Source organism: Alphaproteobacteria bacterium PA2 (genome assembly GCA_002256425.1).
Classification (GTDB): domain Bacteria; phylum Pseudomonadota; class Alphaproteobacteria; order Caulobacterales; family Caulobacteraceae; genus Phenylobacterium.
The window spans coordinates 3,307,085-3,333,986 of record NKIZ01000001.1 but is presented as its reverse complement, the minus strand read 5'-3'; the positions used below and the strand labels follow the sequence as shown (position 1 = coordinate 3,333,986).

Here is a 26,902-nt window from a genome sequence, read left to right as displayed (position 1 = left end):
TGCGGCTATATGTGACGCTTCCGGCGCTGCGTTAGCGAAGCTGAGGGATAGCGTTCATGCCTGTCGATCTGACCGATGTGGGACCGATCCTCGCAGACATCTGCGAGGAAGCCGGGCGTCTGGTCCTGCCGCTCTGGAAATCGGGCCTGACCGTCCATACCAAGGCCGACGAGAGCCCGGTGACCGAAGCTGACCGTCAGGGCGAAGCCCTGATCCTTGAGCGTCTCAGCGCCGCCTTTCCCGGGGTGCCAGTGATTTCGGAGGAGGACGCCAGCGAGTTCGGCACGCCGGACGCGATCGGCCGGCAGTTCTTCCTGGTGGACCCGGTGGACGGGACCAAGGCTTTCGTCCGGGGCGATCCCAACTTCACCGTGAACATTGCCCTGGTGGAGGATGGCCGGCCCATTGCCGGCGCAGTTACCGCCCCGGCCTCAGATGAGACCTGGTTCACAGGCGGCGGCGGGGCCTGGAAGCGGGCAAGCGGCGGCGAGGCGGTGCGAATCACAGCCCGTGCATGGCCCGAAGGTGCGGCCATCGCCCTGGTCAGCCACACCATGAAGCCGGAAACGGTTCAGGCCCTGGCCGACAAGTACGGCTTTGCAACGCCCCAGCCGATGGATTCCTCCATCAAGTTCTGCCGCCTCGCCGAGGGTTCAGCCGACATCTATCCCCGCCACGGACCGACCATGGAGTGGGACATCGCCGCTGGGCATGCGGTTCTGGTCCTGGCTGGCGGCAGCCTGGTCGCAGAGGACGGAAGCAAGTTTGTCTACGGCAAGGCGGACAAGGGATTCCGCAATGGCTGGTTCATCGCCCGGGGGGCGTAGATCTCTGCGGACTGGGTTCGGTGGGTCGCGCTCATCCGGGTGGATTTGAAGACCACAGCCCCCAGGGCGCCCAGCACAAAACTGCCCAGAACCAGCCAGAGCAGGGGCCGGAACAGTGTCATTGGATCGGCGGCGTTGGGCGGGACGGACATTTTGAGCGGGACCCCAAGGCTCGGTTGTGTGAGGTAAACACGCAAGTCAGGGTCTGACGGTTCCACAATTCGCGGCCCGCGCAAGTCGGTCGAATTGTCGCGGGGGGTCTTGCGCGCCAATCCGCCTCCCCTCAGGGTCAGGTCGCACCTGGGGAGGACGTGGCGATGATCGGAACAACCGTCAATTATGAACAGCGCGATGCGGTGGCGATCGTCACCCTCAACCGACCGGACAAGCTCAACGCCATCAATGAAGACCTGCGGCGCGACCTGGCCGCGGCCCTGGGCGAAGCCCGGGAGGACGACGCTGTCCGCGCGGTGATTTTGACCGGCGCCGGGCGGGGCTTCTGCTCGGGGGCTGACCTTACCGGCGTCCCGCCAGAGCCCCCGTCGGGGCAGAATTCAAAGCTCGATGAGATGGGATGGGTCGGCCCCTGGGCCCGGCTGTTCCACGATTTCGACAAGCCGCTGATCGGCGCCATCAATGGGGTCTGCGCCGGCGCGGGCATGAGCGCGGCCCTGGGCTGCGATGTGCGGATCGGTTCGGCCGCCGCCCGGTTCAAGACCACTTTTGTGGAGCGCAATCTGTCGCCAGATTCGGGCATGAGCTGGCTGCTGCCGCGGATTGTCGGCTACGCCAAGGCCGCTGACCTGATCTTCACCAGCCGGATGGTCGAGGCGCAGGAGGCCCTGGACCTTGGCCTGCTCAACCGGCTGGCGGAGGGCGACCTGATCGAGGCGGCCGTGGCCTATGCCCAGCAGATGACCCAATGGCCGCCCCTGGCCGTGCGCATGGCCAAGAAGGTCCTGCAGAACAACCAGGACGCCGACCTTGAACAAGCCCTGAAATATGAGTCGGTCGGCCTGGGAATCTCCCGCCGGGCCGTGAACGATTCGAAGGAATCTGCGGCTTCTTTCCGCGAGAAGCGCAAAGGCATCTACACGGGAACCTGATTTGCGATCATAAGGCCCCGAAATCCTCAGGAGTTACGGCCATGGCCCTCGACAGCGCCCAAGACACCAAGACCTTTGACTGGGTCGATCCCCTCGACATGGCCTCGCGCCTCTCTGAGGATGAACGGATGATCTGGGACGCGGCCCGGGCCTATTCCCGTGAGCAGCTGCTGCCCCGGGTGGTGTCTGCCTTTGCCGAGGAACGGTTCGACCGCGAGATCATGACCGAGATGGGCGCCCTGGGCTTCCTCGGCCCGACGCTTCCGGAAGAGTATGGCTGCGCCGGGGTCAATCACGTGGCCTATGGTCTGATCGCCCGGGAGATCGAGGCCATCGACAGCGGCTACCGCTCGGCCATGAGCGTGCAGTCCTCCCTGGTCATGTATCCGATCTACGCCTTCGGCTCGGAGGAACAGAAGAAGAAGTACCTGCCGGGCATGGCCAAGGGGGAGATCATCGGCTGCTTCGGCCTGACCGAAGCGGACGGCGGCTCTGACCCTGCCAGCATGCGCACCACGGCCCGCAAGGCGCCCGGGGGCTACACCCTGTCGGGCGCCAAGATGTGGATCACCAATTCGCCGATCTCCGACGTCGCCCTGGTCTGGGCCAAGCTGGATGGCGTGATCCGCGGCTTCCTGGTGGATCGCGGCTCCAAGGGCTTCGAGACCCCGCAGATCAAGAACAAGTTGTCCCTGCGGGCCTCCATCACCGGCGAGATCGCCCTGGACGAGGTCTTCGTTCCGGAAAACCAGATGCTGCCCAATGTTTCGGGCCTGCGCGGCCCGTTCTCCTGCCTCAACAAGGCCCGTTACGGGATCGCCTGGGGCGCCATGGGCGCCGCCGAGTTCTGCCTGCACGCCAGCCGGGACTACACCAAGACCCGCTCGGTGTTCGGCAAGCCCCTGGCGGCCCGTCAGCTGATCCAGAAGAAGCTGGCCGACATGCAGACCGAGATCGCCCTCGGCTATGAGGGCGCTCTCGCCCTCGGGCGCCTGATCGACCAGGGCGCCTGGGTGCCTGAAGCCATCAGCCTGATGAAGCGCAACAATTGCGGCAAGGCCCTGGCCATCGCCCGGGAAGCCCGCGACATCCACGGCGGCAATGGCATCAGCGGCGAATATCACGTCATGCGCCACGCCTCGAACCTCGAGACGGTCAACACCTATGAAGGGGCTCACGACGTCCACGCCCTGATCCTGGGACGGGCGATCACCGGCGAAAACGCCTTCTAGACCAGTGCGAATTGGGGTCGGCCCTTTCGCCGGCCCCGTCGCCAATGCTAGACCTTCTCCAAATTCCGGGAGGGGACAGTATGACGACGACCGCGACAGACCAGGAAGAAGCCGCCCCGCAAGGCGCGTCCCTGCGCACCGTCGTGGCCGCTTCCGCGGCCGGCACCACCTTCGAGTGGTACGATTTCTTCGTATTCGGCAGCCTGACGACGGTCATATCCAAGACCTTTTTCACCGGCCTGACGGACACGGCGGGCTATATCGCCGCCCTGGCCCTGTTTGGCGCGGGCTTTGCCTTCCGACCCATCGGCGCCCTGGTCTTCGGACGGATCGGCGACAAGGCGGGCCGCAAGGGCGCCTTTCTGGTGACGGTCATGCTGATGGGCGGCGCCACGGTCGCCATCGGCCTTCTGCCTACCTATTCCCAGGCCGGGATCATTTCGCCGGCGCTTCTGGTTCTCATGCGGATTCTTCAAGGCTTTGCCCTCGGCGGCGAGTATGGGGGCGCTGCGATCTATGTGGCCGAGCACGCACCGGCCAACGCCCGCGGACGTTCCACAAGCTGGATCCAGACCTCTGCGGCCTTTGGCCTGTTCGGCGCCCTGCTGGTCATCCTGCTGACCCGACTGGTGACCAAGCACTATTTCGGTCCGGACGCCTTTGACGCCTGGGGCTGGCGTATTCCCTTCCTGTTTTCGGCTGGCCTGCTGCTGGTCTCGATCTTCATGCGTATGAAGCTCACCGAGAGCCCGACCTTCGCCCAGATGAAGGCTGAGGGCGGCGGTTCTGCGGCGCCCTATACCGAGGCCTTCGGCCAGTGGAAGAACCTCAAGGTGGTCCTGCTGGCCCTTGTGGCCATCATGTCTGCCCAGGGCGCGGTCTGGTACACGGCCTTCTTCTATACCCAGACCTTCCTGGACAAGTTCCTGAAGGTGGCTCCGGAAACCATCAACCTGTTGATGATGACCGCCACAGCGGTCAGCGCCGTCTTCTATGTGCTGTTCGGTGCGCTTTCAGACCGGCTGGGCCGCAAGCCGGTCATGCTGTTTGGCATGACCCTGATGCTGGTGGCCTATTTCCCCGGCTTCCACATGATGACCCAAATGGCCAATCCGGCCCTGGCCGAAGCCCAGGCCCGGACGCCTGTGGTTGTTGTCGCTGATCCGGTTGACTGCTCCCTGCAGTTCGATCCGGTGGGCAAGGCCAGTTTCGTCACCTCCTGCGACATCGCCAAGAGCGTCCTGGCCAATGCCGGGGTGTCCTATGACAATGAAAAGGGCCCGGCGGGGGCTCCGGCCCTGGTCAAGATCGGCGGCGTCGCCGTGGCGACGCAGTCGGCGGCGGGTCTGGACAAGGCTGACGCCAAGGCCCTGAAGACCCGTGTCGAAGGTCAGATCAAGACCGCCCTGGCGGCCGCAGGCTATCCGGCCAAGGCTGATCCGGCCCGGATCAACTTTGTGGGCCTGGGGGGCATCCTCTTCGTCTTCGTCATCGCCGCCACGGCCCTGTTCGGCCCGATCGCCGCCTGCCTGGTGGAGCTCTTCCCCACGCGCATCCGCTATACGGCCATGTCCCTGCCCTATCACATCGGCACGGGCTGGATCGGCGGCTTCGTGCCCTTCACCGCCTTCGCCATCGTGGCGGCGGTGGGCAATATCTATTCCGGCCTCTGGTACCCCTTCGCCTTCACCGCCCTGTCGGTGGTGACCTGCCTGCTCTTCCTGCCGGAAACCAAGAACCGCAGTCTTCACTGACCCCGGCTGGCCGCCTGGAGCTGGGTCACCAGACCCAGGCGGTCCACCACCTGCCAGTGACCCCGGATGCGGCCGGCCTCGAAGACATAGTGGGTCATGCCCTTGAGGGTGAATTCCCGGCCGCTGGCCGGGAAGCCCGGAAGATCGCCGAGGTGGGTTCCGGTCCAGGTCCAGCTGACCATGACGTCGTCACCTGCTTCGAGCAGGGTCTCGATGTGAAAGCACTGCTCTGGAAACGGCGCGCGGGAGGTGGTCATCCGCGCCTTGAACCCTTCCACTGACAGGATCTGGCCATCCCACGGATCGCCCGGGTCGCTCAGTATCGCGTACTGCGGCGCCAGATACCGGTCGCAGGCCGCGACATCGCCGCCATTCCAGACGTCAGCGAAAAAGGCGCGAAGGGTTTCGGCGTTGGTCATTGCAGGGCTCCGGATATCCCGGCCCTATGAACCCATTACGGGAGCCTGTCTATATTATCCGGGTAAAAATATCGGATGAGGCAGGATTTCGACGACAATCCCCGCCGCTCCAAGCGTTTTGACTTCAGTCTCCGGGTCTCCGCAGACCAGGCGGATGACCGTCTGGCCGGCTCCGGTCCATCGGGCAATCCGGTCGGGGGGAGAAGCCTCCGGATCGCAGCGTTCGGCGTCCCTGCGAACCATGGCCACGACGCCCGGGTCTGCGTCGGGATCGGCGACCACAATATCTGCAGCAGACAGGGCCCGCGCGGCGCGCAGGGTCAGCATGTCTGAAGGGCCCTCGGCGCGGATGATCTGGACCTTGCCCGCCCGGGACGCCCCGGGATCGGCGAGTTGGGCCTCGAAGAGGGTGCGGGCCAGGGTCATGTCCCCGTCCAGGGCCGCCTTGACCGCAGGACCATCCAGGGCCTGGCGCAGGAAGCTGCGCCGTTCGCCCAGATCGGGAAAGCGCGCCTTCACCTGCCCCTGAAAGCTGGCCAGCAGGGCGGCCGCGCGGCCTGCGCCTTCCGGGACCTTCTGTTCGATGTCATTGCGCAGGCGGGCGGCCAGGGTCGGCGAGCCGCCGCCGGTGCCAACGGCGGCGACTACGCTGCCCCGGTCGATCACCGCCGGGGTGGTGAAGTCGCAAAGGGCCGGGCGGTCCGTGACATTGACCAGAACGCCGGCCGCCCGCGCCAGATCCGCCGCCGCCTTGAGGTCGCTGTCGTCGCCGTCGGCGATGAAGGCCAGCAGGGCGCCCTGATAGGTTTCGGGCCGGAAGGCGTCCTGGCCGGAAACCCGCCGGATTTCAGCGGGCGATCCCTCCAGAAGCCTGGCCTTGGCCTCTGCGCCTTCGCCATCGCCCACTATGACGACCACAGCGCCCTTGAGCGGGAAGAAGGCGGGGAAGACGTCCAAGGGGCCAGGCTCCAGATTTCAGTTCAGGGTCTTCATATAGGCGATCACAGCCGCGCGGTCGGCGGCGACGGGCCAACTCCCCGGCATGCGGGTGCCCGGAGCGAACTTCCTGGGCGAGGCCAGATAGGCGTCGAGGTTCTCGTCGGTCCAGTTTCCGGACTTGCCCTTGAGCGCCGGGGAATAGGCATAGTCTGAGAGGCCCGCAATCGGCCTGTTGGCCACGCCGACCAGGCTGGGCCCGACCAGGGCGCTTTTCGGCAGGTGACATGTCCTGCACTGAAGCTGGAAAATCTTGCGGCCATCGGCGGCCGCCGCGCCTGTCGACAGGACCAGAAGGGTCATGAATGCAGGAACGAAGGCTTTCAACATGGCGGACTCCGGCGGGAAAGGGACGGGCAACCTAGTCGTCTGAACCGGAATCGGCGACGGAAAATCCTGCTGCACGTCACAAAGCCCGGCCCCGTCGCAGAATTTTCACCTTCGGCCCCCTAGCCCTTTGGGACTGAACACCGTTAGGATTACCCAAACCATGGAATCCGGGAGGGATGACGCTGTGGCGACGACACTCGATATCAACGGAAAGTCGGTGGCGGTCAGCGCCGGCCCGGAAACCCCCCTGCTGTGGGTCCTGCGCGATGAAGCAGGCCTGACCGGCTCCAAGTATGGCTGCGGCATCGGCCAGTGCGGCGCCTGCACGGTGCTGGCGGACGGATCGCCGATCCGCTCCTGCTCGGTCCCGATCGCCAGCCTGGCGGGGGTCAAGATCGCCACGATTGAGAGCCTCGGCGGAAGCCACGCCCTGCAGCAGGCCTGGGTGAAACACGACGTGCCCCAGTGCGGATACTGCCAGTCGGGCCAGATCATGAGCGCCGCAGCTCTGCTGGCGACCAATCCCAAGCCTTCCGACGCCGACATCGACGCCGCCATGGATGGCAATATCTGCCGCTGCGGCGCCTATCAGCGTATCCGCGCCGCCATCAAGGACGCCGCCGGCCTGACGCCTTCAGGTTCGGGCGACTCCGCTGAAACCGCCAAGGCATAGGGGAGGTCATCATGAACGCACCTGTGAAACCTGAAGAGATGAAGACCGGCTCCACCCGTCGCGAGCTGGTGGTCGGCGCGACCCTGGTGGGCGGCGCCCTGCTGGTGGGCTGCGGCCCCGGCGACATACTGGCCATGGGGGCCAAGGCCGATTTCGGGGCCTTCGGGCCCTTCATCAAGATCGCCGCCGATGGCGCGGTCACGGTGATTTCCAAGCACATCGAATTCGGACAGGGCAACCATGCCGGCCTCGCCGCCATTGTCGCCGAGGAACTGGACGCTGACTGGTCCAAGGTGAAGGTCGAACAGGCCGCCGCCAACGCCAAGATCTATGCCAATGTCGGCATGGGCGTGCAGGGCACGGGCGGCTCCACCGCCATCGCCAACAGCTGGATGCAGCTGCGCAATGCCGGCGCCTCGGCCCGGGCCATGTTCGTCGACGCCGCCGCTGCCAAGTGGGGCGTTCCCGCCGCTGAAATCTCCGTCAAGGACGGGGTGGTCTCCCACGCCAAGAGCGGGAAGACCGCCGGCTTCGGTGACCTGCTGGCTGACGCCGCCAAGGTCAAACCCCCCGAGACCCCGACCCTGAAAGACCCCAAGGCCTTCACCCTGATCGGCACGGACCGGGTCCGCCGCAAGGACTCCCAGGCCAAGAGCGACGGCACGGCCCGCTTCACCCAGGACGTCCAGCTGCCCAACATGCTGACCGCCATGGTCGCCCACGCGCCCCGGTTCGGCGCCACCGTCGCCAGCTTTGACGCCACCGAGGCCAAGAAGGTTGCGGGTGTGGTCGACGTCTTCCAGATCCCCACCGGCGTCGCCGTGGTCGCTCAGAACACCTGGGCCGCCAAGGCTGGTCGCGAGGCCCTGAAGGTCACCTGGGACGAAACCAAGTGTCAGAAACACAGCTCCGACAAGCTGACCGCCAACTACACCGAATGGGCCGCCGGCAAGGGCGCTCTGCCGGAAAAGACCGCCTGGCAGGTCTTCGAGACCCAGGGCGACGCCGCCAAGCCGGCGGACGGCCAGATCTTCGAAGCGGCCTATGACTTCCCCTTCCTGGCCCACGCCACCATGGAGCCCATGAACTGCGTGGCCGAGATCGGTGGCGGCAAGAACAAGCTGACCTTCGGCTCGCAGATCCCGACCGTGGACCAGCTTAATACCGCCAAGATCGTCATGACCCTGCCCGGCAAGGTCGAGATCGAGACCCTGTTCGCCGGGGGCTCCTTCGGGCGGCGCGGCAACTTCCAGTCCGACTATGCGGTGGAGTGCGTGCACATCGCCAAGAAGGTTGGCGGCGGGCGTCCGGTCAAACTGATCTGGACCCGGGAAGACGACATGACCGCCGGCTATTTCCGGCCCCTGACCCATCACCGCCTGAAGGTCGTGACGGACAAGGACGGATATCCGGTTTCCTGGACCCATCGCGTCGTCACCCAGTCCCTGATGAAGGGTTCGCCCATGCCCACCAAGGGCGTGGATGAGACCACGGTGGAGGGCACCAAGGGCTCGCCCTATCTCAAGGCGACACCGGTGGTGGACGCCCAGGTCCTCATGCCCGACCTGGACGTGCCAGTCCTGTGGTGGCGGTCCGTGGGGGCGACCCACACGGCCTTCGTCATGGAGCACACCATTGACCAGCTGGCCCGCAAGGCCGGCAAGGACCCGGTGGACTACCGCATGGCCATGTACGAGAAGGCGGGCGCCAAGCGCCATATCGCCGTCCTGAAACTGGCCCTGGAAAAGGCCGGTCCGGTGACTCCGGGCTGGAGCCGCGGCGTGGCCGTCCACGAGAGCTTCGGCACCGCCGTGGCCCAGGTGGCCGAGGTCAAGCTGGTGGACGGTGTTCCCAAGGTGGGCCGCGTCGTGGCCGCCGTGGATTGCGGCGTCGCCATTTCGCCCAACCAGATCGCCGCCCAGATGGAAGGCGGCATCTGCTATGGCCTGTCAGCGGGCCTGTTCGGCCAGGTGAGCCTGAAGGACGGCGCCGTCGAGCAGACCAATTTCGACACCTACCGGGTCCTGCGCAATTCCGAAGCGCCGCATGTGGAAACCCACATCCTGCCGTCGGGCAATGCCCCCAGCGGCGTGGGTGAGCCGGGGGTTCCCGTGATCGCACCGGCCGTGGCCAACGCCATTCTGGCGCTCAATGGTCAGGCGACCAACAGCCTGCCCATGGTCAAGGGGTAAGATCGCGGCGCTCGTCGACGTCAAACAGCACGCCGTCATCGGGCGCCTCTACCTGAACCAACCGATCGCCGAGGGCCTTCAGAACGGCCCGGGCGCCTGCATCACCTTTCAGGGTGAGCAGTCCCGGGATCAGGTCGCGGCCGATCAGGGCCGGGTGGCCCCGCTTGCCCTGGAAGGCCGCCGCCGCCGCAGGGGCTCCAGCTTCGACGGCGTCGATCAAGGGCTGGAAAATCCCCCCCGGGATTTTCGGCATGTCGCCCAGCAGGACGAAGACGGCTGCGGTGTCCGCGGGCAGGGCCGCCGCGCCCCGCCTCAGGGACGCGCCCATGCCCTCGGCATAGTCGGTGGCCTCCACGATATTCAGGCGGTCAAGGGCGCCCAGACCCCTGGCGCAGGCCGTGGCGGCTGCAGCGACCTTCTCGCTGTCAGCGCCGGTGACCAGGGTGACCGATCGCACAGGGGCGGCGAGGGCGGTGGTCAGGGCTGCGTCCAGCAGGACGCCATGGCCCCAGGGCGCCAGCAGCTTGCCGCCGCCGAACCGGCTGCCGGTTCCCGCCGCCAGAAGGATCGCCTCCACCCCTGTCATCAGTCCCTCAATGCCTCTATGTTGTGTCCGTTATGACGCCGTTTGACGCCGCACATTCCCAAGCGCGCCCCGCCCTGGTGGACGGGTTTGGCCGCACCGTGACCTATTTGCGCGTCTCCGTCACCGACCGCTGTGACCTGCGCTGCGTCTACTGCATGGCCGAGCACATGACCTTCCTGCCCAAGGCCGAGGTCCTGACCCTTGAGGAACTGGACCGCATAGCCTCGGGCTTCGTGGAACTTGGGGTGCGCAAACTGCGGATCACCGGCGGCGAGCCCCTGGTCCGCAAGGGCGTCATGGGCCTGATCAACGCCCTGTCCCGGCACCTGAAGTCCGGCGCCCTGGACGAGCTGACCCTGACCACCAACGGCACACGCCTTGTGGAGTTCGCGCCCCAACTGGCCGCCGCCGGCGTCCGTCGGATCAACGTCTCCATGGATACCCTCAAGCCCGACCTGTTCCGCAAACTGACCCGGGGCGGGGACCTATCCAGGGTGCTGGCCGGCATTGCCGCGGCCCAGGCGGCGGGCATCCATGTCAAGATCAACGCCGTGGCGTTGAAAGACGATAACGCCGCCGAGCTGGCCGATCTGGTGGCGTGGGCCCATGACCAGGGGGCGGACGCAACCCTGATCGAGGCCATGCCCATGGGCGAGATCGAGGTGGACCGCACCGACCAGTTCCTGTCCCTGAAGGATGTTCGCCGCCAGTTCGAGAGCTTCTGGACCCTGACCGATATCGACCACAAGACCGGCGGGCCGGCCCACTATGTGAAGGTTGAGGAAACCGGCGGCCGGCTGGGCTTCATCACCCCGCTCAGCCACAATTTCTGTGAGGCCTGCAACCGGGTGCGCCTGACCTGCACCGGCACGCTGCACACCTGCCTTGGCCGGGAGGACGCCTCGGACCTGAGGGCGGTGATCCGCGCCGGCGCTGATGATGAGGCCCTGGCTGACGCCATCCGTCTGGCGGTGGACGCCAAGCCCCAGGGCCATGACTTCCAGATCGTCCGCAATTCGGCCCCGGCCGTGTCGCGGCACATGTCCACCACAGGGGGCTGACCATGGCCCGGGTCCTGCTGTTCGGCGCGCTTAGCGACCTCGCCGGCTGGCGGGAAAAGACCCTTGAGGCCATGAGCGTCTCGGACCTGCGACGCAAGCTTGCCGCCACAGATGAGCCGCTTGGGGAAGCCCTTGACGGTCCCGGGGTCCAGGTGGCCGTGGACCAGGCGATTGTCCGTCACGATGCGACCCTGACGGCCGGATCCGAAGTGGCCTTCCTGCCCCCCATGAGCGGCGGATGATCCGGCTGACTGACACCGCCTTCGACCCCGGCGCCCTGCTTGGCGACTTCTGTCGTGGCCGGAGCGAGACTGGCGCCGTGGCCAGTTTTGTCGGTCTGGCCCGGGCCGAGGGCGGGGCGGCAGCCGTGCTGGAGCTGGACGCCTATCCCGGATTTACCGAGGCGCAGATTGCGCAGCATGTCTCTGCCGCCAAGGCGCGGTTCGAGCTGCAGGACGTGCTGATTGTCCACCGCACGGGCGCCATAACGCCGGGAGAGTCCATCGTCTTTGTGGCCACGGCGGCGCCCCATCGCCGGGCGGCCTTTGAAGCCTGCGACTTCCTGATGGACTATCTGAAAAGCCGGGCGCCCTTCTGGAAGAAGGAAACCGGCCCGGACGGCGCCCGCTGGATCGAGCCCCGCCCCCAGGACCTTACCGACATTGCCCGATGGGAGACTACATGAACGCCCTTGCCCCCGGTGGTCACATTGACCAGTCCGCCCAGATTGTCCCTGTACGGATCGCTGTCCTGAGCGTCTCTGACACCAGGGACGAAGAGACCGACACCTCCGGCCACGTCCTTGCCAAAAGGATCACTGACGCCGGCCATCAGCTGGCGGCCAAGACCATCGTCAAGGACGACGTCCAGCAGATCCGCGGCCAGATCCGGGCCTGGATCGCCTCGGGCGATGTGGATGTCATCATCACAACAGGGGGCACAGGCATTACCGGTCGGGACGTCACGCCTGAGGCGGTGGAGCCCATGTTTGACAAGAAGATCGACGGGTTCTCCGTGGTCTTCCATCTGGTGAGCTATCAGTCGGTTGGCCTGTCCACCCTGCAGAGCCGGGCGACAGCGGGCCTGATCGGCGGGGTCTTTGTCTTCTGCCTGCCGGGCTCCAATGGCGCCGTAAAGGACGGCTGGGACAAGGTGATTTCCGCCCAGCTAGACAGCCGCCACGGCCCCTGCAACATGGTCGAACTCATGCCCCGGCTTCTGGAAAAATGAGCGGCCTGACCCACATTGACGAGACCGGCCGGGCCCACATGGTGGATGTCTCGGGCAAGGCCGTGACGGCGCGGGAGGCCCTGGCCGAGGGCTTTGTCCGCATGTCGGAAGCGACCCTGGCCCTGGCCCTCAGCGGCGACGCCAAGAAGGGCGATGTCCGGGCCACCGCCGAAATCGCCGGGATCATGGCGGCCAAGAAGACCTCTGAACTGATCCCCCTCTGTCACCCCCTGGCCATCACCAAGGTCGAGGTCCGGGTTTCCCCGGCCGAGGGCGGCCTGGCGGTGAGCGCACGGGTCAAGACCTCGGGCCAGACCGGTGTCGAGATGGAGGCCCTGACGGCGGTCTCGGTGGCCTGCCTGACGGTCTATGACATGCTGAAAGCCGCCGACAAGGCCATGACCATTGAGGGTGTCCGGCTGATGGAGAAGTCCGGCGGCAAATCCGGAGACTGGATCCGTCCATGAAGCTGATGGCCGTCGATGACGCCCGGGCCGCCATGCTGGCCGAGATCGCGCCCATGGGGACTGAGCAGGTTCCCCTGGCCCGAGCCATTGGCCGGGTGCTGGCCGAGCCTGTCGACGCCCTGCGCGATCAGCCCCCCTTCGCCAATTCCGCCATGGATGGCTGGGCGGTGCGCGCCGCCGACACGCCGGGCGCCTTGACCATCATCGGCGAGAGTGCGGCGGGCCATGGGTTCGAGGGCGTCCTCGCTGCCGGCCAGGCCGTGCGGATCTTTACAGGCGCGGCCCTGCCCGCCGGGGCCGACGCCGTGGTCATCCAGGAAGACGCCGTCCGTGAGGGCGATCAGGTGACGGTTCCTGCGGCTCAGGTGGGCGACAATATCCGACAGGCGGGACGGGACTTCAAAGCCGGCCAGACCCTGCTGACGCCCGGCGTCCGGATCGATCCCTGGCGGCTGTCCCTTTGCGCCTCAGCCGGGCGGGCGGAGGTTACTGTCCACAGACCCCCCCGGGTCGCTATCCTTTCCACCGGGGAAGAGATCGTCGAGGCGCCGGCCGTTCCTGGTCCTTTCCAGATCTATGACTCCGGCAGTCCGGCACTGCAGGCCATGGTCGAGGCCTGGGGCGGCGAGGTCACCCGCCTGACCGGGGTTCGCGACCGGCTGGAGGATGTGATTGCGGCGCTCAAAGGCGCAGACGCTGATCTGATCGTCACCGTGGGCGGAGCCTCTGTGGGGGACCACGATCTGGTCCGGACCGCAGCCAAGGCCCTTGGCCTGTCCCTCCGTGTCGAGAGCATCGCCGTCCGCCCGGGCAAGCCGACCTTCTTCGGGGTGCTAGAGGATGGGCGGCGGATGCTGGGCCTGCCGGGCAATCCGGCTTCGGCCTTTGTCTGCGCGGAGCTGTTTCTTCGGCCGATCATCGAAGCCTTTGCCGGACGGGACCGGACCTTCACCCTGCGCCGGTTCAGGCTGGCCGAAGCCCTGCCGGCCAATGGCCCGCGGGAGCACTGGATGCGCGGGCGGGTGGATTTCTCTTCGGACGAGCCCGTTGCGCACCTCTATGGAGACCAGGACTCTTCCCTGGTGACGGTCTTCGAGGCCGCCAATGTCCTGGTCCGCAGGGCGCCCAAGGCCGCCGCCCTTGAACCGGGCGACCTCGTCGAAACCCTTTCCCTGGATCGGCTCTGATGGCGACCATCAGCGAGAATGTCGGCGCGACCTTGACCAGGATGGTTCAGGAGGGGCAGCCCTTCGATTCCATGAACAAGCTCAATGACGGTCTGAGGCTACTGGCCAAATGGCGGTCTGTGGTGATCGCCAACACCTATATCGCTCATCATGGTCCGGTGATTTACCAGGGTCCCTTCGGCGGCATGACCTACCTGGCGGAGACCAGCGAAGGCGCCCTGGCGGCGCGGTTGCTGGGCACCTATGAGTCGGAACTGCATCCGCACCTGGCGCGGTTCGCCACCGAAGGCCTGGACTGTGTCATCGATGTGGGATGTGCCGAGGGATATTACGCCGTGGGACTGGCGCGGATGATGCCGGGCATCACTGTCCATGCCTATGACATAGATCCAGCGGCCCGGACCGCCTGCAAGGATCTGGCTGAAAAGAACGGTGTCAGTGATCGGGTCATCATTGGCGAGAAGTTCGAGCCTGCAGACTTCCAGGCCTTCGCCGACCGCAAGTGTCTGGTCATGGTCGACACCGAGGGCGCCGAGGTCGACATTCTGGATATCGAGCAGGGCCCTGCTCTTGCCGGAATGAGCATCATCGTCGAAACGCACAATGTCTTCCGGCGGGGCGCCCTTCCCACCCTGCATGAACGGTTCACCGCGACACACGACATTGAGCGGGTGGACGCGCAGCTGAAGTCGATAGAGTTACCCGACTGGTTCCGCAGCCTGCCGCCCCTGGATCACCTGCTGGCCACCTGGGAATGGCGCATGTCGCCGACCCCCTGGCTGGTCATGAGACCGAAGTCCGAAGCCTAGGGCTGGCCGACCAGCCGCACCTGCGATGTGGCCTTTCGGCCCTGTCCATCAACAACGGTCAGCCGGTAGAAGCCCGGTCCTGAGGGCCGCCATATGGCCCGGCGGCTGACGGGGTCCCGGGCCAGGGGCTGGCCTTCCACATACCAGGACAGGTCCTCGCCCACTGCCGCCAGCACCAGACCCCGTGACCGGGGACCAAAGGCCTCGACACGGACGGTGGCCCCATCGGGGGGGAAGATCAGGTGGGGCCCAACGTCGGGCTTCTGAAGGGTGGCCAGTGCGTCAGGCGCCTTCTTCGGGGCTATGGGTCTGGGGGCCGAAGGTGGCGCGTCCAGCAGGTCGGCGGTCTCGAAGAGCAGGGGCAGGGCCGCATCCCGGCCGGTGAGCCCGCCCCGGGCGCCGCCGTCTGCCCGGCCGGTCCAGACCACAATGGCGTAACGCCCGACAATCCCCGCCGAGACGGCGTCGCGGAAGCCGTAGGAGGTGCCGGTCTTGAAGGCCATCAGGGGGCGGCCTCTTGTGAGGGGGGCGGCGGTGACGCCGGCTGGCGGTGGGGTTTCCCGCAGGATGTCCAGCACCTGCTGGGCGGCCTCCCTGCGCATGAGGCGGCGTCCACCCTGCCCCGGACGGCTAGCGGCCTCCGCTTCGGTCCAGGCCAGGGGCTTGGCCACACCGCCATCTCCCAGCGCCGCATAGAGGGTCGCCAGATCGCGCAGGGTGATGCCGGCGCCGCCAAGGGCCAGGGCGAGGCCCGGCATACGGGTGGCCCTGGCGGGACGGACCAGGGTGACCCCAGCGCCAGCCAACCGCGCCTCGAAGGTCGAGGGATCCACCTTGGCCAGCAGTTCCACCGCCGGCATGTTGAGGGAGTGGGTCAGGGCTTCCCGGGCCGTGACCCTGCCATGAAAGACCCGGTCGAAGTTCTCGGGCTGATAGTCGCCGAACCGCTTGGGGGCGTCTTCCAGAATGGTGTCTGGCGCGGCAAGGCCCTCATCAAATGCCATGCCGTAGATGAAGGGTTTGAGGGTCGAACCCGGCGACCGGACAGCCCGGGTCATGTCAATCCAGCCCCCGGGGCGTTCCAGACCACCCGACGCCACGGCGGCGCGGACGGCGCGGGTGGGGATTTCCACCACCAGAATGGCGGCTGTGTCTTCGGGGCCCTGGGCCCTGGCGACCCTTGCGGCCAGGGGTTCAAGGCGGGTCTGCAGAGCCGCATCAAGCGTGGAGACAATGGAGGCCTGGCTCAGGGGCGCCTGTCGGGCCAGCTGGCCTGAGACATGCCAGGCCAGGGCCGGAAAGGGCGACCTCTGCGGCAGGAGTTCGGTTTCCGCCTCGACCGATTCCGCCATGGAAATCGCGCCGGACTTGACCAGCTTGTCGAGAACGGCGCGCCGGGCGGTGCGGGCGGCTTCGGGCTTGCGGTCCGGACGGCGGACTTCCGGCGACTGGGGCAGGGCGATCAGCAGGGCCTGTTCGCCATTGGTCAGGGTCTGGGGCTCGTGGCCGAAATAGGAAAGGCTGGCGGCCCGCACGCCCTCCAGATTCCCGCCATAGGGCGTGAGGGTCAGGTAGAGGGCCAGGATCTGGCGTTTGCTGAGACGGGCCTCGATCTGCAGGGCGCGGACCATTTCCACGACCTTGGCGCCCAGGGTTCGGGGATGGGGCTCCAGCAGGCGCGCCGTCTGCATGGTGAGGGTCGAGGCGCCCGACGTCGCCCGGCCACGGATGATCGCCGAGCCTGTCGCCCGTATCACGGACAAGGGATCGACCCCTGGATGGAGCCAGAACCGGGAATCCTCGATCCTGACCAGCCGCTTCAGGAAGGCGGGGTCCGTCCGGTCCAGGTCAGCCCGGATCCGCCATCGTCCGTCCTCCACAGGCAGGGCCCGGAGCCAGGCGCCCCGCCGGTCGAGGGCCACCGGCGAGGACCGCTCAGCCCGACCCAGATTCGGCGGGAAGGCCGCGTCCAGGGCGAAGACCGCTGTCTCAAGGGCCAGAAGGACCAGGAGGCCGTGGACTATGCGCCGGATGCGGGCCTGATCCCTATGCGCCTTCTCCTCAAGCTCCGGGGGCAATCGCGGTCCGCCCCGGCGCCGTCCGCGCATTGATGGCCGGCCGGTACATGTCCCGGGCCTCGGCTCCTGGCAGGAGGAAGTCCCCTGGCGTCACGGCCCTGGCCACATAGGCGAAGCTGAAGGTTCCATGCCCGGCCAGGGACATGGCCGCCACATAGCGGTCATCCCGGCTTTCCTGGACATTGGCGGTGGTCAGTTCGCCGAGGAAGCGGAAGGGTCCGCTCTGGGCGTCATCGGGACCAAGAACGGTCTCGATCTCGAACCCGGCGGGCAGGGGATCATCCACCACCAGGGCCATGCTGCGACCCTGACCGGACCGGCCGCTGACCTGGATGATGACCCGGTCGCCCTGGCGGATCTGACCCGGATCAACCGCGCCGCCCGTGAAACTGACCATGCGCTTGGAGAGGACGAGGCCATTCTGCCCTGTGGCCGGAGCAACCAGGGGCGTACCGGTGACCGTGACCATCCGCCAGACCGGTCCCCCGGCATTGACGAAGCGCGCATCAGCCAGACGTCCCACCGTCCACCTTGGCGCACCAATGGCGCCTGGGGCGGCAAAGGCGCCCTGGGCGGTCACCTTCAGGGGCCCTGCGGCCGCCAGCATGTAGTGGGCGGCCTGAAGCAGGCGGGCCTGCTCCTGGGTGTTGAGGGCGTCGGGATCCTTGACCGCGTTTTCCAGCCGGCCCTGCAGGCCCCGGGCGATGTCCGCCTCGCCGGACTCGTAGGCCAGGGCGATGATGCCGGCCAGATCCCGCAGGGGGCTCTGATACCAGTCGTCGTCCTGCCGATAGCCCAGGGCGGCTATGGCCTGCCTGAAGGCGGAGCGTCCCCGGGCGTGATCGCCCATGAGGGACAGGCCTGCGCCGATCTGGGCCTTGGCCAGGGGCGAGGGTTCGGACTTCAGCTGGATGTCATGCCACCAGCGCAGGCGGGCCAGATCGCCCCGGCCACCCTTGGCCAGCACGTAGAGGGCATAGGCCGAAGCCCGGGAGCGCATGGCTGTGGTGGCCTTCTTCGAGGCGTCCTCGGATCCCGCCCACCAGGTCGGATATTCCAGGCGGTAGGACACGGAGCTCCAGCCATCAGGCCGGGAGATCTGACGCATGGCGCCGAGGGCCCGGTCAATGGCGTCCTGGGGTACGGGCAGGCCGGCCTTCTGCGCCGAGATGACGAAGTCGGTGGCGTAGGCGCCCAGCCAGGCGTCGGCCTCACCATCTCCCACCCGCCAGAGGCCAAAGGCGCCGTCCAGGGTCTGGCGGTCCAGCAGCTTGCCCACCGCCCCGGCCAGGGCGGCCGAGGTGCGCTTGAGCTTGGGATCAGACGAGACCTCGGTGGCGTAGAGAAGGGGATAGGCCGTGGAAACGGTCTGCTCGGTGCAGCCATAGGGATAACGCGACAGGGCCATGGCTATGGGGCCCGGGTCGAAGCCGCGGAAGGGGGAATAGCTGACCTGGAGGGAGACATCCCCCGCCGCCATGCCCGACATCAGGGCCGCATTGGGGGTGTAGGTTTCCCCGGTCTTCTGCAGTTCGGTTGTTGTGCGGGTGACGGGTCCCCAGCCCAGGCGGGTCTGCAGGGGATAGGTCTTGCCCGTGTTGAAGCCGGGTCCAGAGACCTTGAAGCCGACGTTTCCAATCCCCGACCGGTTCGGAGCGTTGAAGGCTATGCGCTCGGCGACCCTCTGGCCCAGGGCCAGCTGGAAGGCCTTCCTGAAGGGCGCCATGATGCCGCCGCCCGACGTCAGCTCCGCCAGATATTCACCGGCCTTACCCTCCAGATTATGCAGCTCAAGGGTCGCAAAGGCCCGGTCGCCGGGCGCCAGGAAACGGGGCAGGTTCAGGTCGGCCACGACGGCCTCCCGAACGGTCATAGGCTTTGAGGTCGCCCCGACAGCGGTGTCGGTCCAGGCCACGGCCATCAGCCGCAGCTCGCCATTGAAATCGGCGGCGGGCAGGTGGATCACAGCCTTGCCGTCCAGCCCCGTTTCGACCACGCCGGACCAAAGGGCCACGGTCTTGATCGGCGTGGTGGTCAGGCCTTCTCCGCCCACCTCATCGCCGCCGAAGTTCACATTGGCCGGGGCCCCGAGATTGGCGTCCAGTATGCGGCCATAATCGTCACGATAGTCGACGGTCAGGGCCTTCTTGCCGAAGAACCATTTCAGGGGATCAGGGCTCTTGAATTTGGTCAGCTGGAGGATGCCTTCGTCCACCGCCGCCAGGGTGACCCTGGCCCGCCCGCCGAACCCGGCGCCGCGAATGGTGATGGGCACATCCAGACCTGCCTTGGAGTTCAGCTTTTCCGGAGTGTCCAGGGCCACGGTCAGTTTGCGGCTCTGCGGGTCGAGGGGAACATAGATCAGGCCCAGGGCCCGCTTGGGCTTGGGCGAGGCTACAGGGTCCCGGGGCTGGATGACGCTGACCAGGACATAGGCCCCGCCTCCCCAGCTGCCGTCAGTCTTCAGGCGGACGGTGGTCCCGCCCTTGCCCACCGACACGGTCCGAAAGTCGATCAGTCTGTCCGTCGCCACCGCAATCTGGGCTTCCCCGGAATAGGGGGGCTTGAGGGTGACCTCGACCGTATCGCCCTGTGCGTAGGACCTGGTTCCCGCACTGACCCGGACAAAGTCGGGCGCATCCACGTCATTGGCTGTTGCACCCCATCCCGAGGCGAAGCGCACGGCGGTGCGGACGCCCCCGGCGCCGACGACTTCGAGGCGATAATCGCCCCAGCCCAGTCGGCGGGCGATACGGGCCGGCTGGCTGGCGCCAATGGTCAGGGCGCCCCGCTGCACAACCGCGTCGCGATTGGTTCTGCGCCACTGCCAGCGCCCGTCCTGCTGGAACCAGTCATAGTCCCAGTTCTCGGCGATCAGGACATAACTGACGCCGCTGGCGGCGACCCTGCGGCCCTGGGCGTCGGCGGCGATGAAGTTCAGGGCTATGGTCGGGTCGCCGGAGCCGCTGGAATCGCCCTGGTCGACCTTGACCCCGAGATAAAGGGGCTTGGTCCGGACCTTGAGATCCAGGGACTCGCGCACCGGGCGGCCACCCGGCTCGAAGACGCTGGTGGTGAAGGCGGCGACCAGGGGCTGGGAGGTGTCGCCGGCTTCTGCCGTGTTCAGGGCCGCAAAGGCGCGACCCTCGCCGTCAGTCACCGACTGGCCAAGATCCAGGTATTTTTCCTCGAAGGTCGAGATCTGGTCACCCCAGGAATAACCCTCGAACTGGGGGAAGGGATTGGGATCGGCCCGCAGCCTTGCCTCGCCCTGGGTCTGGAGACCTGCGCCCGCAGCGCCATAGAGGAACCTGGCCTGAACCTGGATGTTGCGGATTTCGCCGGCCTTGAGCGGACTGTCCTCCTGGCCTGTGGCGGTAACCGCCAGGCGCTGGGGCGCAAAATCCTCGACCTGGAAAGACATCTGTCCGGCCGGCTTTTCCAGGCCGTCAATATCAACCCGGGCGGTCCAGCCGCCCCGGGGCGCGCTCTTGGGCAGGACGACATCGGCGCTGGCGACGCCCTGGGGGGCGCTTGAGAAGGGATAGCGCCTGAACTCCACCCCCGACGGCCGCAGGACGACAATGGCGCCCTTGCGGTCCTTCACCGCCTTGACCTCCCGGTCGCGCAGCAGGGCGTTCACATGCAGGGTCTCACCGGGACGATAAATGCCACGGTCACTGTAGACATAGGCGTCCACAAGGCTGGCCGAGGCCCGCCCGCCAATGCTGTCGTCCGCAGTGCGGCCGCCGGTGGACTGCTTTGACAGATCCACGGGAGACCGATCGAGATCCAGGACCGAAAGGTCGCCCTGCGGCCCGTAGGCCATGACCATTCTCGCGGCGGCGGGCCCTTCGCCCTCCAGCAGGGCATGGTCGAACCGGATACGGCCATTGGCGTCTGCTTTGCCTGTGGCCAGGTCTTCGCCATTGCGCGCCATGAGGGTAACGGCGACCCCCGGCATGACCCTGGCGGTTTTCAGCGAGCGGACGACCACGTCCAGGGCGTCGGATCCGCCATAGGCCGACAGGGCCATGTCGGTGAACATGACCCAACGGCGGGCCTGTGCGGGCGGATTGTCTTCATAGCCATCTTCGCCGGTGGTGCGACCGCCGGAAACATCCCGGGCCTTGATGACATAGCCGCCGGGCTTCATGTCCTTCAGGACTGCGCCCAGGGGAAACACTGTGGTGGCCCGGACGCCTTCGCCGGATGCGGTGACGGGGATCTCGCCCTTCCAGACGACGCGGCCGACATCGCCTGCCCCGTCATCGCCCTCGTCATAGGCATACTCGCCCTCGGCGGTCGGGTCAGGGGCGCTGATGTTCTTGCGCACCAGATTGCGGTCAACCACCCGCCAGACTTCGACATGGAGACGGGTGACATTGACGGTTTCGATCCCGACGCCGTCTGAATCCTCCCGGGGAAGGATTACGCCGCTGCCCGCAAATCCCACATAGGGCGGCTTTTCGCCAAAGGTGAAATCCACATCGGCGTTGGCAGCCAGGGCCTGACCCTTCTTGCCGGGCAGGCCCTTCAGCAGGGTGATGCGGCGATCACTGAATCCGACCCCGCCAATGCAGAGTTCGGATCCCTGAACCGTGACAGCCGGCGGGTGGCCGAGATCTGGCGACACCAGCACAAAGTCGCCATAGGCCTTGCCGGGGTCCAGCGGCTCCGTCATTTCGACACAGGCCAGAGGCTCGGACTTCGAGGAGTCAATCCGCGAGCGCCAGACCGCAAAGCCTTCCGGTTTGGGCAGGCCGCGGCGGGCGGCGTTGGCGCCACGGGGCTTGCCGAACAGGGACCATGCCGATCCGTGCGCTTCGGTGGCCGGCCCGACCGTTGCGCGCGGCGGGCCATCAAAGCCCTTGGCTGTCAGAAGACCGCCGCCAAAGGCCGCTGCAGCAATGCCTGCAGCCAGGACGCCAGAGACCTGGCCGGCTCGCATCTTTCCCAACAGGGTCTGCAGTCTGCCCACGACGCCAGCGACGCCAGGCTTGGTCCCCGCGCCTTGCGGCGGCTCGTTCTCAAGCGACATGAAACAGGCTCCAAACTCAACAAGATGAGTGAGGGGAACGCCAAAGAATGAGGGGCGTCAATCGGGTATCCGAAGACATTTTCGGAAGGCCGGAATCTTGGTTAAGCCCCGGCAGGCTTAGTTCCCAGTTAATCCCTTTATGACTCGGTTTGTTTTACGCTGATTGGCGACCCTCGCCTCGTTGTTTCGAGAGCAAGGCGTCCAGACCGTGTCGGCCAAAAACACCCTTAATCTTCGCGCAAGGCTCCAGTCGGGCCTGCAGGGATTCATGGCCGGCCGCCGCAGCGAAAGCGGCGCCGTGGCTGTCATGTTTGCCCTGTCCCTGCTGGTCCTGACGCCCATGGTCCTCGGCGCGGTCGATACCTATCAGAACAACAATCAGAGGGGCCAACTCCAGGATGCCCTGGACGCCGCCACCCTCTTCGCCGCCCGGTCCAGGGCGACCACCACCGAAGGCGTCGACCTGATCGGCGACACCGCCCTGAAGGCGAACCTGATATTGCCTGAGGGCAGTATGTTGATCAGATCAGACTTTGTCCTGACGCCTGCCAATACGGTGGAGGCCGTCGCAGAGGTTACCCCGGCTGGCATTGCGCCTGGCCTTTGGCCGCATCCGAACCTGCGCGCCGGCGCCACGGTCACCCGCGCGGTTGACCGGTTAGAGGTGGCCCTGGTCCTGGACAATACCGGCTCCATGTCCGGGACAAAGATTTCCACCCTCAAGGTCGCCGCCAAGAACCTGATCGACACCCTGCAGACGGCCTCGCAGCGCAGCACCGAGGCCAATCCCCTCAAGATTTCCCTTACGCCGTTTTCCATGACGGTCCGTGTCCAGGGGACCACCCAGACCAACACCTATGATCCTGCGACCCACAGCGGTCCCGGCATTCCTGGCTGGCTGGATCCCCAAGGAGTCTCACACGCAAGGCTCGGCGCCGGATTTGACATTTTTGATGTCCAGACTGACCGGTTCGCCCTGCTGAAGCAGATGAACAACACCCCTTGGGAGGGGTGCGTCGAGGCCCGGCCAAGGCCCTATGACATCCAGGACACTGCGCCCTCGGCGGGCTCGCCCGACACCCTGTTCATCCCCTTCTTCTGGCCCGATGAACCTGACGCCTCTGCGGGATTCTATGGCTATCCCAACGACTACCTCTCTGACGGCGTCACTTCGCCCAACTGGCAGGTCAGGGAGCAGAATTCCGCAAAGTATGTGACGGCTCCGGCTGTCGGCCGTCAGACCGGTTCAGGCTATCAGCTGGGCCCCAATGGCGGTTGCAGCCTGCAGCCCATGATCCGTCTGACCTCGAATTTCGCCGCCCTGAAATCGGCCATAGACGGCATGGTGGCCGTGGGCGACACCAACATTCCCCTGGGGCTCATGTGGGGCTGGCATACGCTTTCGCCCAATGCGCCCCTTTCTGATGGGGCCGCCTACGGAACTGAAAACCTTCGCAAGGTGATCATACTGATGACCGATGGTGAAAACACCATGGGTGATCCCGGGTCCAATTCCGAGCAGAACAGGTCATATTACAGCGGACTGGGTTATATCTGGCAGGGCCTGCTGGGGATTTTCAGTGGATCCTCCAGCACACGGACCCAGACCATGGACGCCCGCCTCAGCGCCCTGTGCCAGAACATCAAGGGCAAGGACATCACCCTGTTCACGGTCCGGGTCGAGGTAAGGTCCGGGGCCTCGAGCGTCCTCCAGAACTGCGCTTCCTCCAGGGACAAGTACTATGACGTCCAGGATGTCTCACAGCTGAGCGCCGCCTTCGAGGCCATAGCCGGGTCCATAGACACCCTGCACATCTCGCATTGACCCCGGCTAGATCAGCTTGATTTCCTTCAGCCGGATTTCCAGGAAGTCCTGGGCGTTCAGCGGCTCGGGATAGAGGTTGGGCCTGTCCTCCGAAATGCACGAGGGCAGGGTGACGATGTCGAAGTCCGGGTTGAAGTGCAGGAAGAAGGGCGTGGAATAGCGCGGAAAGCCCCGCCGCTCCGGCGCCGGATTGACCACCCTGTGGATGGTGGAGGGCAGGACATTGTTGGTCAGACGCTCCAGCATGTCGCCGATATTGCAGACCACCGACCCGGGAGGCGGGCTGATGGACAGCCACTGGCCGTCGCGGTCCTGGACCTGCAGGCCGGCCTCTTCGGCGCCCAGAAGCAGGGTGATCACATTGATGTCGGCGTGGGCGCCGGCGCGGATGTGCGGACCATCCTCCGGCACCGGAGGGTAGTGCAGCAGGCGCAGGATGGAGTTGCCGTCCTCAACCGGCCCGGCGAAGAAGTCCCGCTCCAGGCCCAGATAGTGGGCGATGGCTTCCAGGACCTGATTGCCCAGATCGTCGAGGGACCGGTAGAGCCAGGAGACGTCAGGCTGGAACCCCGGGACTTCCGTTGGCCAGACATTGGGCGGCATGACCCGGGAATAGGGATGCCCTTCCGGCAGGTCGCGGCCCACATGCCAGAATTCCTTCAGGTCGAAGTGTGCGTTATCCTTGGCGGTCTCGACCCCGAAGGCCGTGTAACCCCGCTGACCACCAGTTCCGGAAACATACCTGGACTTGGTCGGCTCCGGCAGGGCGAAGAAGGCCTTGGTGTCAGAGATCGCGCGGCCCAGCCGCCCGTCATCCAGCCCGTGTTCGGAAATCACAGCGAAGCCGTATCGCTTGAAGCTCTCGCCAAGCTTCGAGGCGAAGCCGTTGAAGTCGGAGGTGAAGGCCGAGAACGGAACGGGCTCGAACTTGTTTTCGGAGGATTGGGTCATGTCCTGAATCTATACCGACAGGACCGGCCGCGACAAACGGAACGCAGCGCCGGTGGCCATGGCCTTCCCCAATTTCGCTGAAGCCGCCTGCCTGTCATCAGGCCCCCATTTGCAATTGCTGCAGTGCGGCGTAGGATCGGGCATGGCTGACAAAACCCGCAAAGACGCCGCTGAGGCGCTGGCCGGTCGTCTGTTTGACGGCATGACCATCATGGCCGGAGGCTTCGGCCTCTGCGGCATTCCCGAACACCTGATCGCCGCCATCCGCGACAGCGGCGTCAAGGACCTGACCGTTGTTTCCAACAATTGCGGGGTCGACGGCTTTGGTCTCGGCGTCCTGCTGGGCGCCGGCCAGATCCGCAGGATGATCAGCTCGTATGTGGGCGAGAACAAGCTGTTCGCCGAGCTTTACCTGTCGGGCAAGCTCGAGCTGGAATTCAACCCGCAGGGCACATTGGCCGAGCGCATCAGGGCGGGCGGGGCAGGCATCCCCGCCTTCTTCACCAAGACCGGCGTGGGCACCCTGGTGGCCGAGGGCAAGGAGATCCGCAACTTCGACGGCGAGGACTATGTGATGGAGCGCGGCCTGACCGCTGACCTGTCCATCGTCAAGGCCTGGAAGGGCGACGCCGAGGGCAATCTGATCTACCGGAAGACCGCGCGGAACTTCAATCCGATGATGGCCACGGCCGGCAAGGTCTGTGTGGCGGAAGTCGAGCATCTGGTTCCAGTCGGCGATCTGGACAAGGACAACATCCACACGCCGGGCATCTACGTGGACAGCATTGTCGAGGGCGCTGCCTTCGAGAAGCGCATTGAACAGAGAACCACCCGGCCGGCGGCCGAGAAGGCGGCAGTCTGATGGCCTGGAACCGGGACGAGATGGCGGCCCGCGCCGCCCTGGAACTGCGCGACGGCTTCTATGTCAATCTGGGTATCGGCATTCCGACCCTGGTGGCCAACCACATTCCGGACGGCATGAGCGTGACCCTGCAGAGCGAGAACGGCATGCTGGGCATGGGGCCTTTCCCCTTTGAGGGGGAAGAGGACGCCGACCTGATCAACGCCGGCAAGCAGACCATCACCGAGCTGCCCAGCTCTTCCTATTTCTCCAGCGCCGACAGCTTCGCCATGATCCGCGGTGGGCATATCGACCTGTCCATACTGGGCGCCATGCAGGTGGCGGCCAATGGCGACCTGGCCAACTGGATGGTGCCTGGCAAGATGGTCAAGGGCATGGGTGGCGCCATGGACCTGGTGGCCGGCGTCAAGCGGGTGGTTGTGGTCATGGAGCACACCGAGAAGTCCGGGGCGCCCAAGCTGGTCAAGGCCTGCAGCCTGCCCCTGACCGGCCAGAAGGTCGTGGACCTGGTCGTCACGGAACTGGGTGTATTCGAGGTCAATCGCGGCAGAACGCCGGTGCGCTTGACGGCGCTCGCCCCCGGTGTCGACCTCGATGAGGTCCGGGCAAAGACGGAAGCCGACTTCGAGACCGCACTTTAGCGCCAGCGCAGAGCCCACGGCCCTAGCATGGCGCCGGCGGCGGTCAGTATAGCCATGCCAAGGCTGTACCAGACCGCGACGAAAGCCAGGGCGTGTTCCGGGCAGTGCAGCCCGTAGACGGTCGCCGCCAGTCCCCCCGCAAACAGCCCCGCCGCGGCGCCGGTCAGGACCAGCTTGGTCGGGGCGAGGCTCCGCAGGGCAAGAAGGGTCATGCCCAGGATCGGCGCGCCCAGAATGACGATGTTCTGGGAACAGACCTGCCATGAGCCTCCCGCCAGGAGCAGCATCCGCTCCGAAGCATCGGTCATCATGAACTGGACTGCGCCGCCCAGGGTGACCAGTGCGAACACGGCGCCGGCCAGGACGAACCCATTACGGGCGCCGCCCACCGGGCGGGCCAGCAATCGGGCGCAGCCATAGCCGGCGAGGGCGATCAGGCCGGTATAGCCTGCCTTGACCCAGAACATGGGAACAGCCCAGGCGCCCATGATGTCTGGCCGGAAACCCAGCCAGCCGGCCACAAGACCCAGGGCGATGACGCAGCCTGCGAGGCCCGGCGTCATAAGCCTGCGCCTGATTGAGGCCACAGGTCCCAGGTCCTGGCTCAGGGATTCAATGAGATCTTCCGTCTTCAT

The 26,902-nt window shown here is 66.1% G+C and carries 24 protein-coding genes; 16 read left to right on the top strand and 8 right to left on the bottom strand.

The annotated features are described in order from the left end of the window. Positions 1-56: 56 nt before the first annotated feature. The 4 genes from cysQ to CFE28_15950 all read left to right on the top strand — a co-directional run bounded on the left by cysQ (position 57) and on the right by CFE28_15950 (position 4,919). Positions 57-827, top strand: coding sequence for a 3'(2'),5'-bisphosphate nucleotidase (cysQ, locus tag CFE28_15965; GenBank protein ID OYU71356.1), 771 nt, complete (start codon positions 57-59; stop codon positions 825-827). Positions 828-1,144: 317 nt separating this feature from the next. Next, positions 1,145-1,933 carry a hypothetical protein gene (locus CFE28_15960; protein ID OYU71355.1) on the top strand — a complete coding sequence of 263 codons (789 nt, stop codon included), beginning with the start codon at positions 1,145-1,147 and terminating at the stop codon, positions 1,931-1,933. A 41-nt stretch (positions 1,934-1,974) separates the two neighbouring features. Then, positions 1,975-3,165, top strand: coding sequence for an acyl-CoA dehydrogenase (locus CFE28_15955; protein ID OYU71354.1), 1,191 nt, complete (start codon positions 1,975-1,977; stop codon positions 3,163-3,165). Between the two features lie 80 nt (positions 3,166-3,245). After that, positions 3,246-4,919, top strand: a complete 1,674-nt coding sequence (locus CFE28_15950) for an MFS transporter (GenBank protein ID OYU71353.1) — start codon at positions 3,246-3,248, stop codon at positions 4,917-4,919. On the opposite strand, the gene CFE28_15945 is transcribed toward CFE28_15950, so the two are convergent. The 3 genes from CFE28_15945 to CFE28_15935 are packed head-to-tail and all read right to left on the bottom strand — an operon-like array spanning position 4,913 to position 6,637. Beyond that, entirely contained in the window at positions 4,913-5,338 is a 426-nt protein-coding gene (locus CFE28_15945) for a hypothetical protein (protein ID OYU71352.1), read from the bottom strand. The genes CFE28_15950 and CFE28_15945 overlap by 7 nt on opposite strands. Before the next feature lie 54 nt (positions 5,339-5,392). After that, a complete protein-coding gene (locus tag CFE28_15940) occupies positions 5,393-6,295 on the bottom strand; it encodes a siroheme synthase (protein OYU71351.1) in 903 nt (300 codons plus the stop codon). Positions 6,296-6,313: 18 nt separating this feature from the next. Then, a complete protein-coding gene (locus CFE28_15935; protein OYU71350.1) occupies positions 6,314-6,637 on the bottom strand; it encodes a hypothetical protein in 324 nt (107 codons plus the stop codon). 187 nt (positions 6,638-6,824) lie between these two features. Here CFE28_15935 and CFE28_15930 point away from each other — a divergent pair, with 187 nt between their 5' ends. Both CFE28_15930 and CFE28_15925 read left to right on the top strand, forming a co-directional pair. Next, positions 6,825-7,337, top strand: coding sequence for a (2Fe-2S)-binding protein (locus CFE28_15930; GenBank protein ID OYU71349.1), 513 nt, complete (start codon positions 6,825-6,827; stop codon positions 7,335-7,337). Positions 7,338-7,348: 11 nt separating this feature from the next. After that, complete coding sequence (locus tag CFE28_15925) at positions 7,349-9,529, top strand: isoquinoline 1-oxidoreductase (protein ID OYU71348.1); 2,181 nt, start codon at positions 7,349-7,351, stop codon at positions 9,527-9,529. Here CFE28_15925 and CFE28_15920 read toward each other — a convergent pair. Then, a complete protein-coding gene (locus CFE28_15920; protein OYU71347.1) occupies positions 9,519-10,115 on the bottom strand; it encodes a molybdopterin-guanine dinucleotide biosynthesis protein MobA in 597 nt (198 codons plus the stop codon). The two genes, CFE28_15925 and CFE28_15920, sit on opposite strands and share 11 nt — an antisense overlap. Positions 10,116-10,147: 32 nt before the next feature. Between CFE28_15920 and CFE28_15915 the strand changes: the two genes are divergently transcribed. Genes CFE28_15915 through CFE28_15885 form a run of 7 tightly spaced genes read left to right on the top strand, consistent with a single transcriptional unit; the run spans position 10,148 to position 14,869 of the window. Further along, positions 10,148-11,176, top strand: coding sequence for a GTP 3',8-cyclase MoaA (locus CFE28_15915; protein OYU71346.1), 1,029 nt, complete (start codon positions 10,148-10,150; stop codon positions 11,174-11,176). A gap of 2 nt (positions 11,177-11,178) precedes the next feature. After that, entirely contained in the window at positions 11,179-11,418 is a 240-nt protein-coding gene (locus CFE28_15910; protein ID OYU71345.1) for a molybdopterin synthase sulfur carrier subunit, read from the top strand. Beyond that, on the top strand, positions 11,415-11,861 hold the full coding sequence (locus CFE28_15905) for a molybdenum cofactor biosynthesis protein MoaE (protein OYU71344.1): 447 nt from the start codon (positions 11,415-11,417) through the stop codon (positions 11,859-11,861). The genes CFE28_15910 and CFE28_15905 overlap by 4 nt, the downstream gene beginning before the upstream one ends. Continuing rightward, positions 11,858-12,406 (top strand): molybdenum cofactor biosynthesis protein B, encoded by a 549-nt coding sequence (gene moaB / locus CFE28_15900; GenBank protein ID OYU71343.1) that lies wholly within the window; start codon positions 11,858-11,860, stop codon positions 12,404-12,406. Before CFE28_15905 ends, moaB begins: the two co-directional genes overlap by 4 nt. Then, positions 12,403-12,873, top strand: a complete 471-nt coding sequence (gene moaC, locus CFE28_15895; GenBank protein ID OYU71342.1) for a cyclic pyranopterin monophosphate synthase MoaC — start codon at positions 12,403-12,405, stop codon at positions 12,871-12,873. The genes moaB and moaC overlap by 4 nt, the downstream gene beginning before the upstream one ends. Further along, positions 12,870-14,060, top strand: coding sequence for a molybdopterin molybdenumtransferase MoeA (locus tag CFE28_15890; GenBank protein OYU71341.1), 1,191 nt, complete (start codon positions 12,870-12,872; stop codon positions 14,058-14,060). The genes moaC and CFE28_15890 overlap by 4 nt, the downstream gene beginning before the upstream one ends. Next, positions 14,060-14,869 (top strand): hypothetical protein, encoded by an 810-nt coding sequence (locus CFE28_15885; protein ID OYU71340.1) that lies wholly within the window; start codon positions 14,060-14,062, stop codon positions 14,867-14,869. Before CFE28_15890 ends, CFE28_15885 begins: the two co-directional genes overlap by 1 nt. Here CFE28_15885 and pbpC read toward each other — a convergent pair. Both pbpC and CFE28_15875 read right to left on the bottom strand, forming a co-directional pair. Then, a complete protein-coding gene (gene pbpC / locus CFE28_15880) occupies positions 14,866-16,977 on the bottom strand; it encodes a penicillin-binding protein 1C (protein ID OYU71339.1) in 2,112 nt (703 codons plus the stop codon). The two genes, CFE28_15885 and pbpC, sit on opposite strands and share 4 nt — an antisense overlap. After that, a complete protein-coding gene (locus CFE28_15875; protein OYU71338.1) occupies positions 16,931-21,988 on the bottom strand; it encodes an alpha-2-macroglobulin in 5,058 nt (1,685 codons plus the stop codon). The genes pbpC and CFE28_15875 overlap by 47 nt, the downstream gene beginning before the upstream one ends. Before the next feature lie 208 nt (positions 21,989-22,196). On the opposite strand from CFE28_15875, the gene CFE28_15870 reads away from it, so the two are divergent. After that, positions 22,197-23,813, top strand: coding sequence for a pilus assembly protein TadG (locus CFE28_15870; GenBank protein ID OYU71337.1), 1,617 nt, complete (start codon positions 22,197-22,199; stop codon positions 23,811-23,813). A gap of 6 nt (positions 23,814-23,819) precedes the next feature. Here the strand turns inward: CFE28_15870 and CFE28_15865 are convergent, their stop codons facing one another. Further along, the gene (locus tag CFE28_15865) at positions 23,820-24,764 is read right to left on the bottom strand and encodes a flavonol synthase (protein OYU71336.1); all 945 of its coding nucleotides are present in this window, start codon (positions 24,762-24,764) and stop codon (positions 23,820-23,822) included. A gap of 142 nt (positions 24,765-24,906) precedes the next feature. Between CFE28_15865 and CFE28_15860 the strand changes: the two genes are divergently transcribed. Together CFE28_15860 and CFE28_15855 are read left to right on the top strand one after the other, a co-directional pair. Continuing rightward, positions 24,907-25,626 (top strand): succinyl-CoA--3-ketoacid-CoA transferase, encoded by a 720-nt coding sequence (locus CFE28_15860; protein ID OYU71335.1) that lies wholly within the window; start codon positions 24,907-24,909, stop codon positions 25,624-25,626. After that, positions 25,626-26,267, top strand: coding sequence for a succinyl-CoA--3-ketoacid-CoA transferase (locus CFE28_15855; protein OYU71334.1), 642 nt, complete (start codon positions 25,626-25,628; stop codon positions 26,265-26,267). The genes CFE28_15860 and CFE28_15855 overlap by 1 nt, the downstream gene beginning before the upstream one ends. Here the strand turns inward: CFE28_15855 and CFE28_15850 are convergent. Continuing rightward, positions 26,264-26,902 (bottom strand): hypothetical protein, encoded by a 639-nt coding sequence (locus CFE28_15850; GenBank protein OYU71333.1) that lies wholly within the window; start codon positions 26,900-26,902, stop codon positions 26,264-26,266. The two genes, CFE28_15855 and CFE28_15850, sit on opposite strands and share 4 nt — an antisense overlap.

Bases quoted from the DNA above. Each gene is read 5' to 3' on its own strand.
- CFE28_15930 (OYU71349.1), top strand. From the start codon at position 6,825: ATGGAATCCGGGAGGGATGACGCTGTGGCGACGACACTCGATATCAAC.
- pbpC (OYU71339.1), bottom strand. From the start codon at position 16,977: ATGCGCGGACGGCGCCGGGGCGGACCGCGATTGCCCCCGGAGCTTGAG.
- CFE28_15875 (OYU71338.1), bottom strand. From the start codon at position 21,988: ATGTCGCTTGAGAACGAGCCGCCGCAAGGCGCGGGGACCAAGCCTGGC.
- CFE28_15935 (OYU71350.1), bottom strand. From the start codon at position 6,637: ATGACCCTTCTGGTCCTGTCGACAGGCGCGGCGGCCGCCGATGGCCGC.
- CFE28_15885 (OYU71340.1), top strand. From the start codon at position 14,060: ATGGCGACCATCAGCGAGAATGTCGGCGCGACCTTGACCAGGATGGTT.
- CFE28_15925 (OYU71348.1), top strand. From the start codon at position 7,349: ATGAACGCACCTGTGAAACCTGAAGAGATGAAGACCGGCTCCACCCGT.
- CFE28_15905 (OYU71344.1), top strand. From the start codon at position 11,415: ATGATCCGGCTGACTGACACCGCCTTCGACCCCGGCGCCCTGCTTGGC.
- CFE28_15920 (OYU71347.1), bottom strand. From the start codon at position 10,115: ATGACAGGGGTGGAGGCGATCCTTCTGGCGGCGGGAACCGGCAGCCGG.
- CFE28_15945 (OYU71352.1), bottom strand. From the start codon at position 5,338: ATGACCAACGCCGAAACCCTTCGCGCCTTTTTCGCTGACGTCTGGAAT.
- CFE28_15910 (OYU71345.1), top strand. From the start codon at position 11,179: ATGGCCCGGGTCCTGCTGTTCGGCGCGCTTAGCGACCTCGCCGGCTGG.
- cysQ (OYU71356.1), top strand. From the start codon at position 57: ATGCCTGTCGATCTGACCGATGTGGGACCGATCCTCGCAGACATCTGC.
- CFE28_15950 (OYU71353.1), top strand. From the start codon at position 3,246: ATGACGACGACCGCGACAGACCAGGAAGAAGCCGCCCCGCAAGGCGCG.
- CFE28_15850 (OYU71333.1), bottom strand. From the start codon at position 26,902: ATGAAGACGGAAGATCTCATTGAATCCCTGAGCCAGGACCTGGGACCT.
- CFE28_15915 (OYU71346.1), top strand. From the start codon at position 10,148: ATGACGCCGTTTGACGCCGCACATTCCCAAGCGCGCCCCGCCCTGGTG.
- CFE28_15855 (OYU71334.1), top strand. From the start codon at position 25,626: ATGGCCTGGAACCGGGACGAGATGGCGGCCCGCGCCGCCCTGGAACTG.
- moaB (OYU71343.1), top strand. From the start codon at position 11,858: ATGAACGCCCTTGCCCCCGGTGGTCACATTGACCAGTCCGCCCAGATT.
- moaC (OYU71342.1), top strand. From the start codon at position 12,403: ATGAGCGGCCTGACCCACATTGACGAGACCGGCCGGGCCCACATGGTG.
- CFE28_15860 (OYU71335.1), top strand. From the start codon at position 24,907: ATGGCTGACAAAACCCGCAAAGACGCCGCTGAGGCGCTGGCCGGTCGT.
- CFE28_15960 (OYU71355.1), top strand. From the start codon at position 1,145: ATGATCGGAACAACCGTCAATTATGAACAGCGCGATGCGGTGGCGATC.
- CFE28_15865 (OYU71336.1), bottom strand. From the start codon at position 24,764: ATGACCCAATCCTCCGAAAACAAGTTCGAGCCCGTTCCGTTCTCGGCC.
- CFE28_15890 (OYU71341.1), top strand. From the start codon at position 12,870: ATGAAGCTGATGGCCGTCGATGACGCCCGGGCCGCCATGCTGGCCGAG.
- CFE28_15955 (OYU71354.1), top strand. From the start codon at position 1,975: ATGGCCCTCGACAGCGCCCAAGACACCAAGACCTTTGACTGGGTCGAT.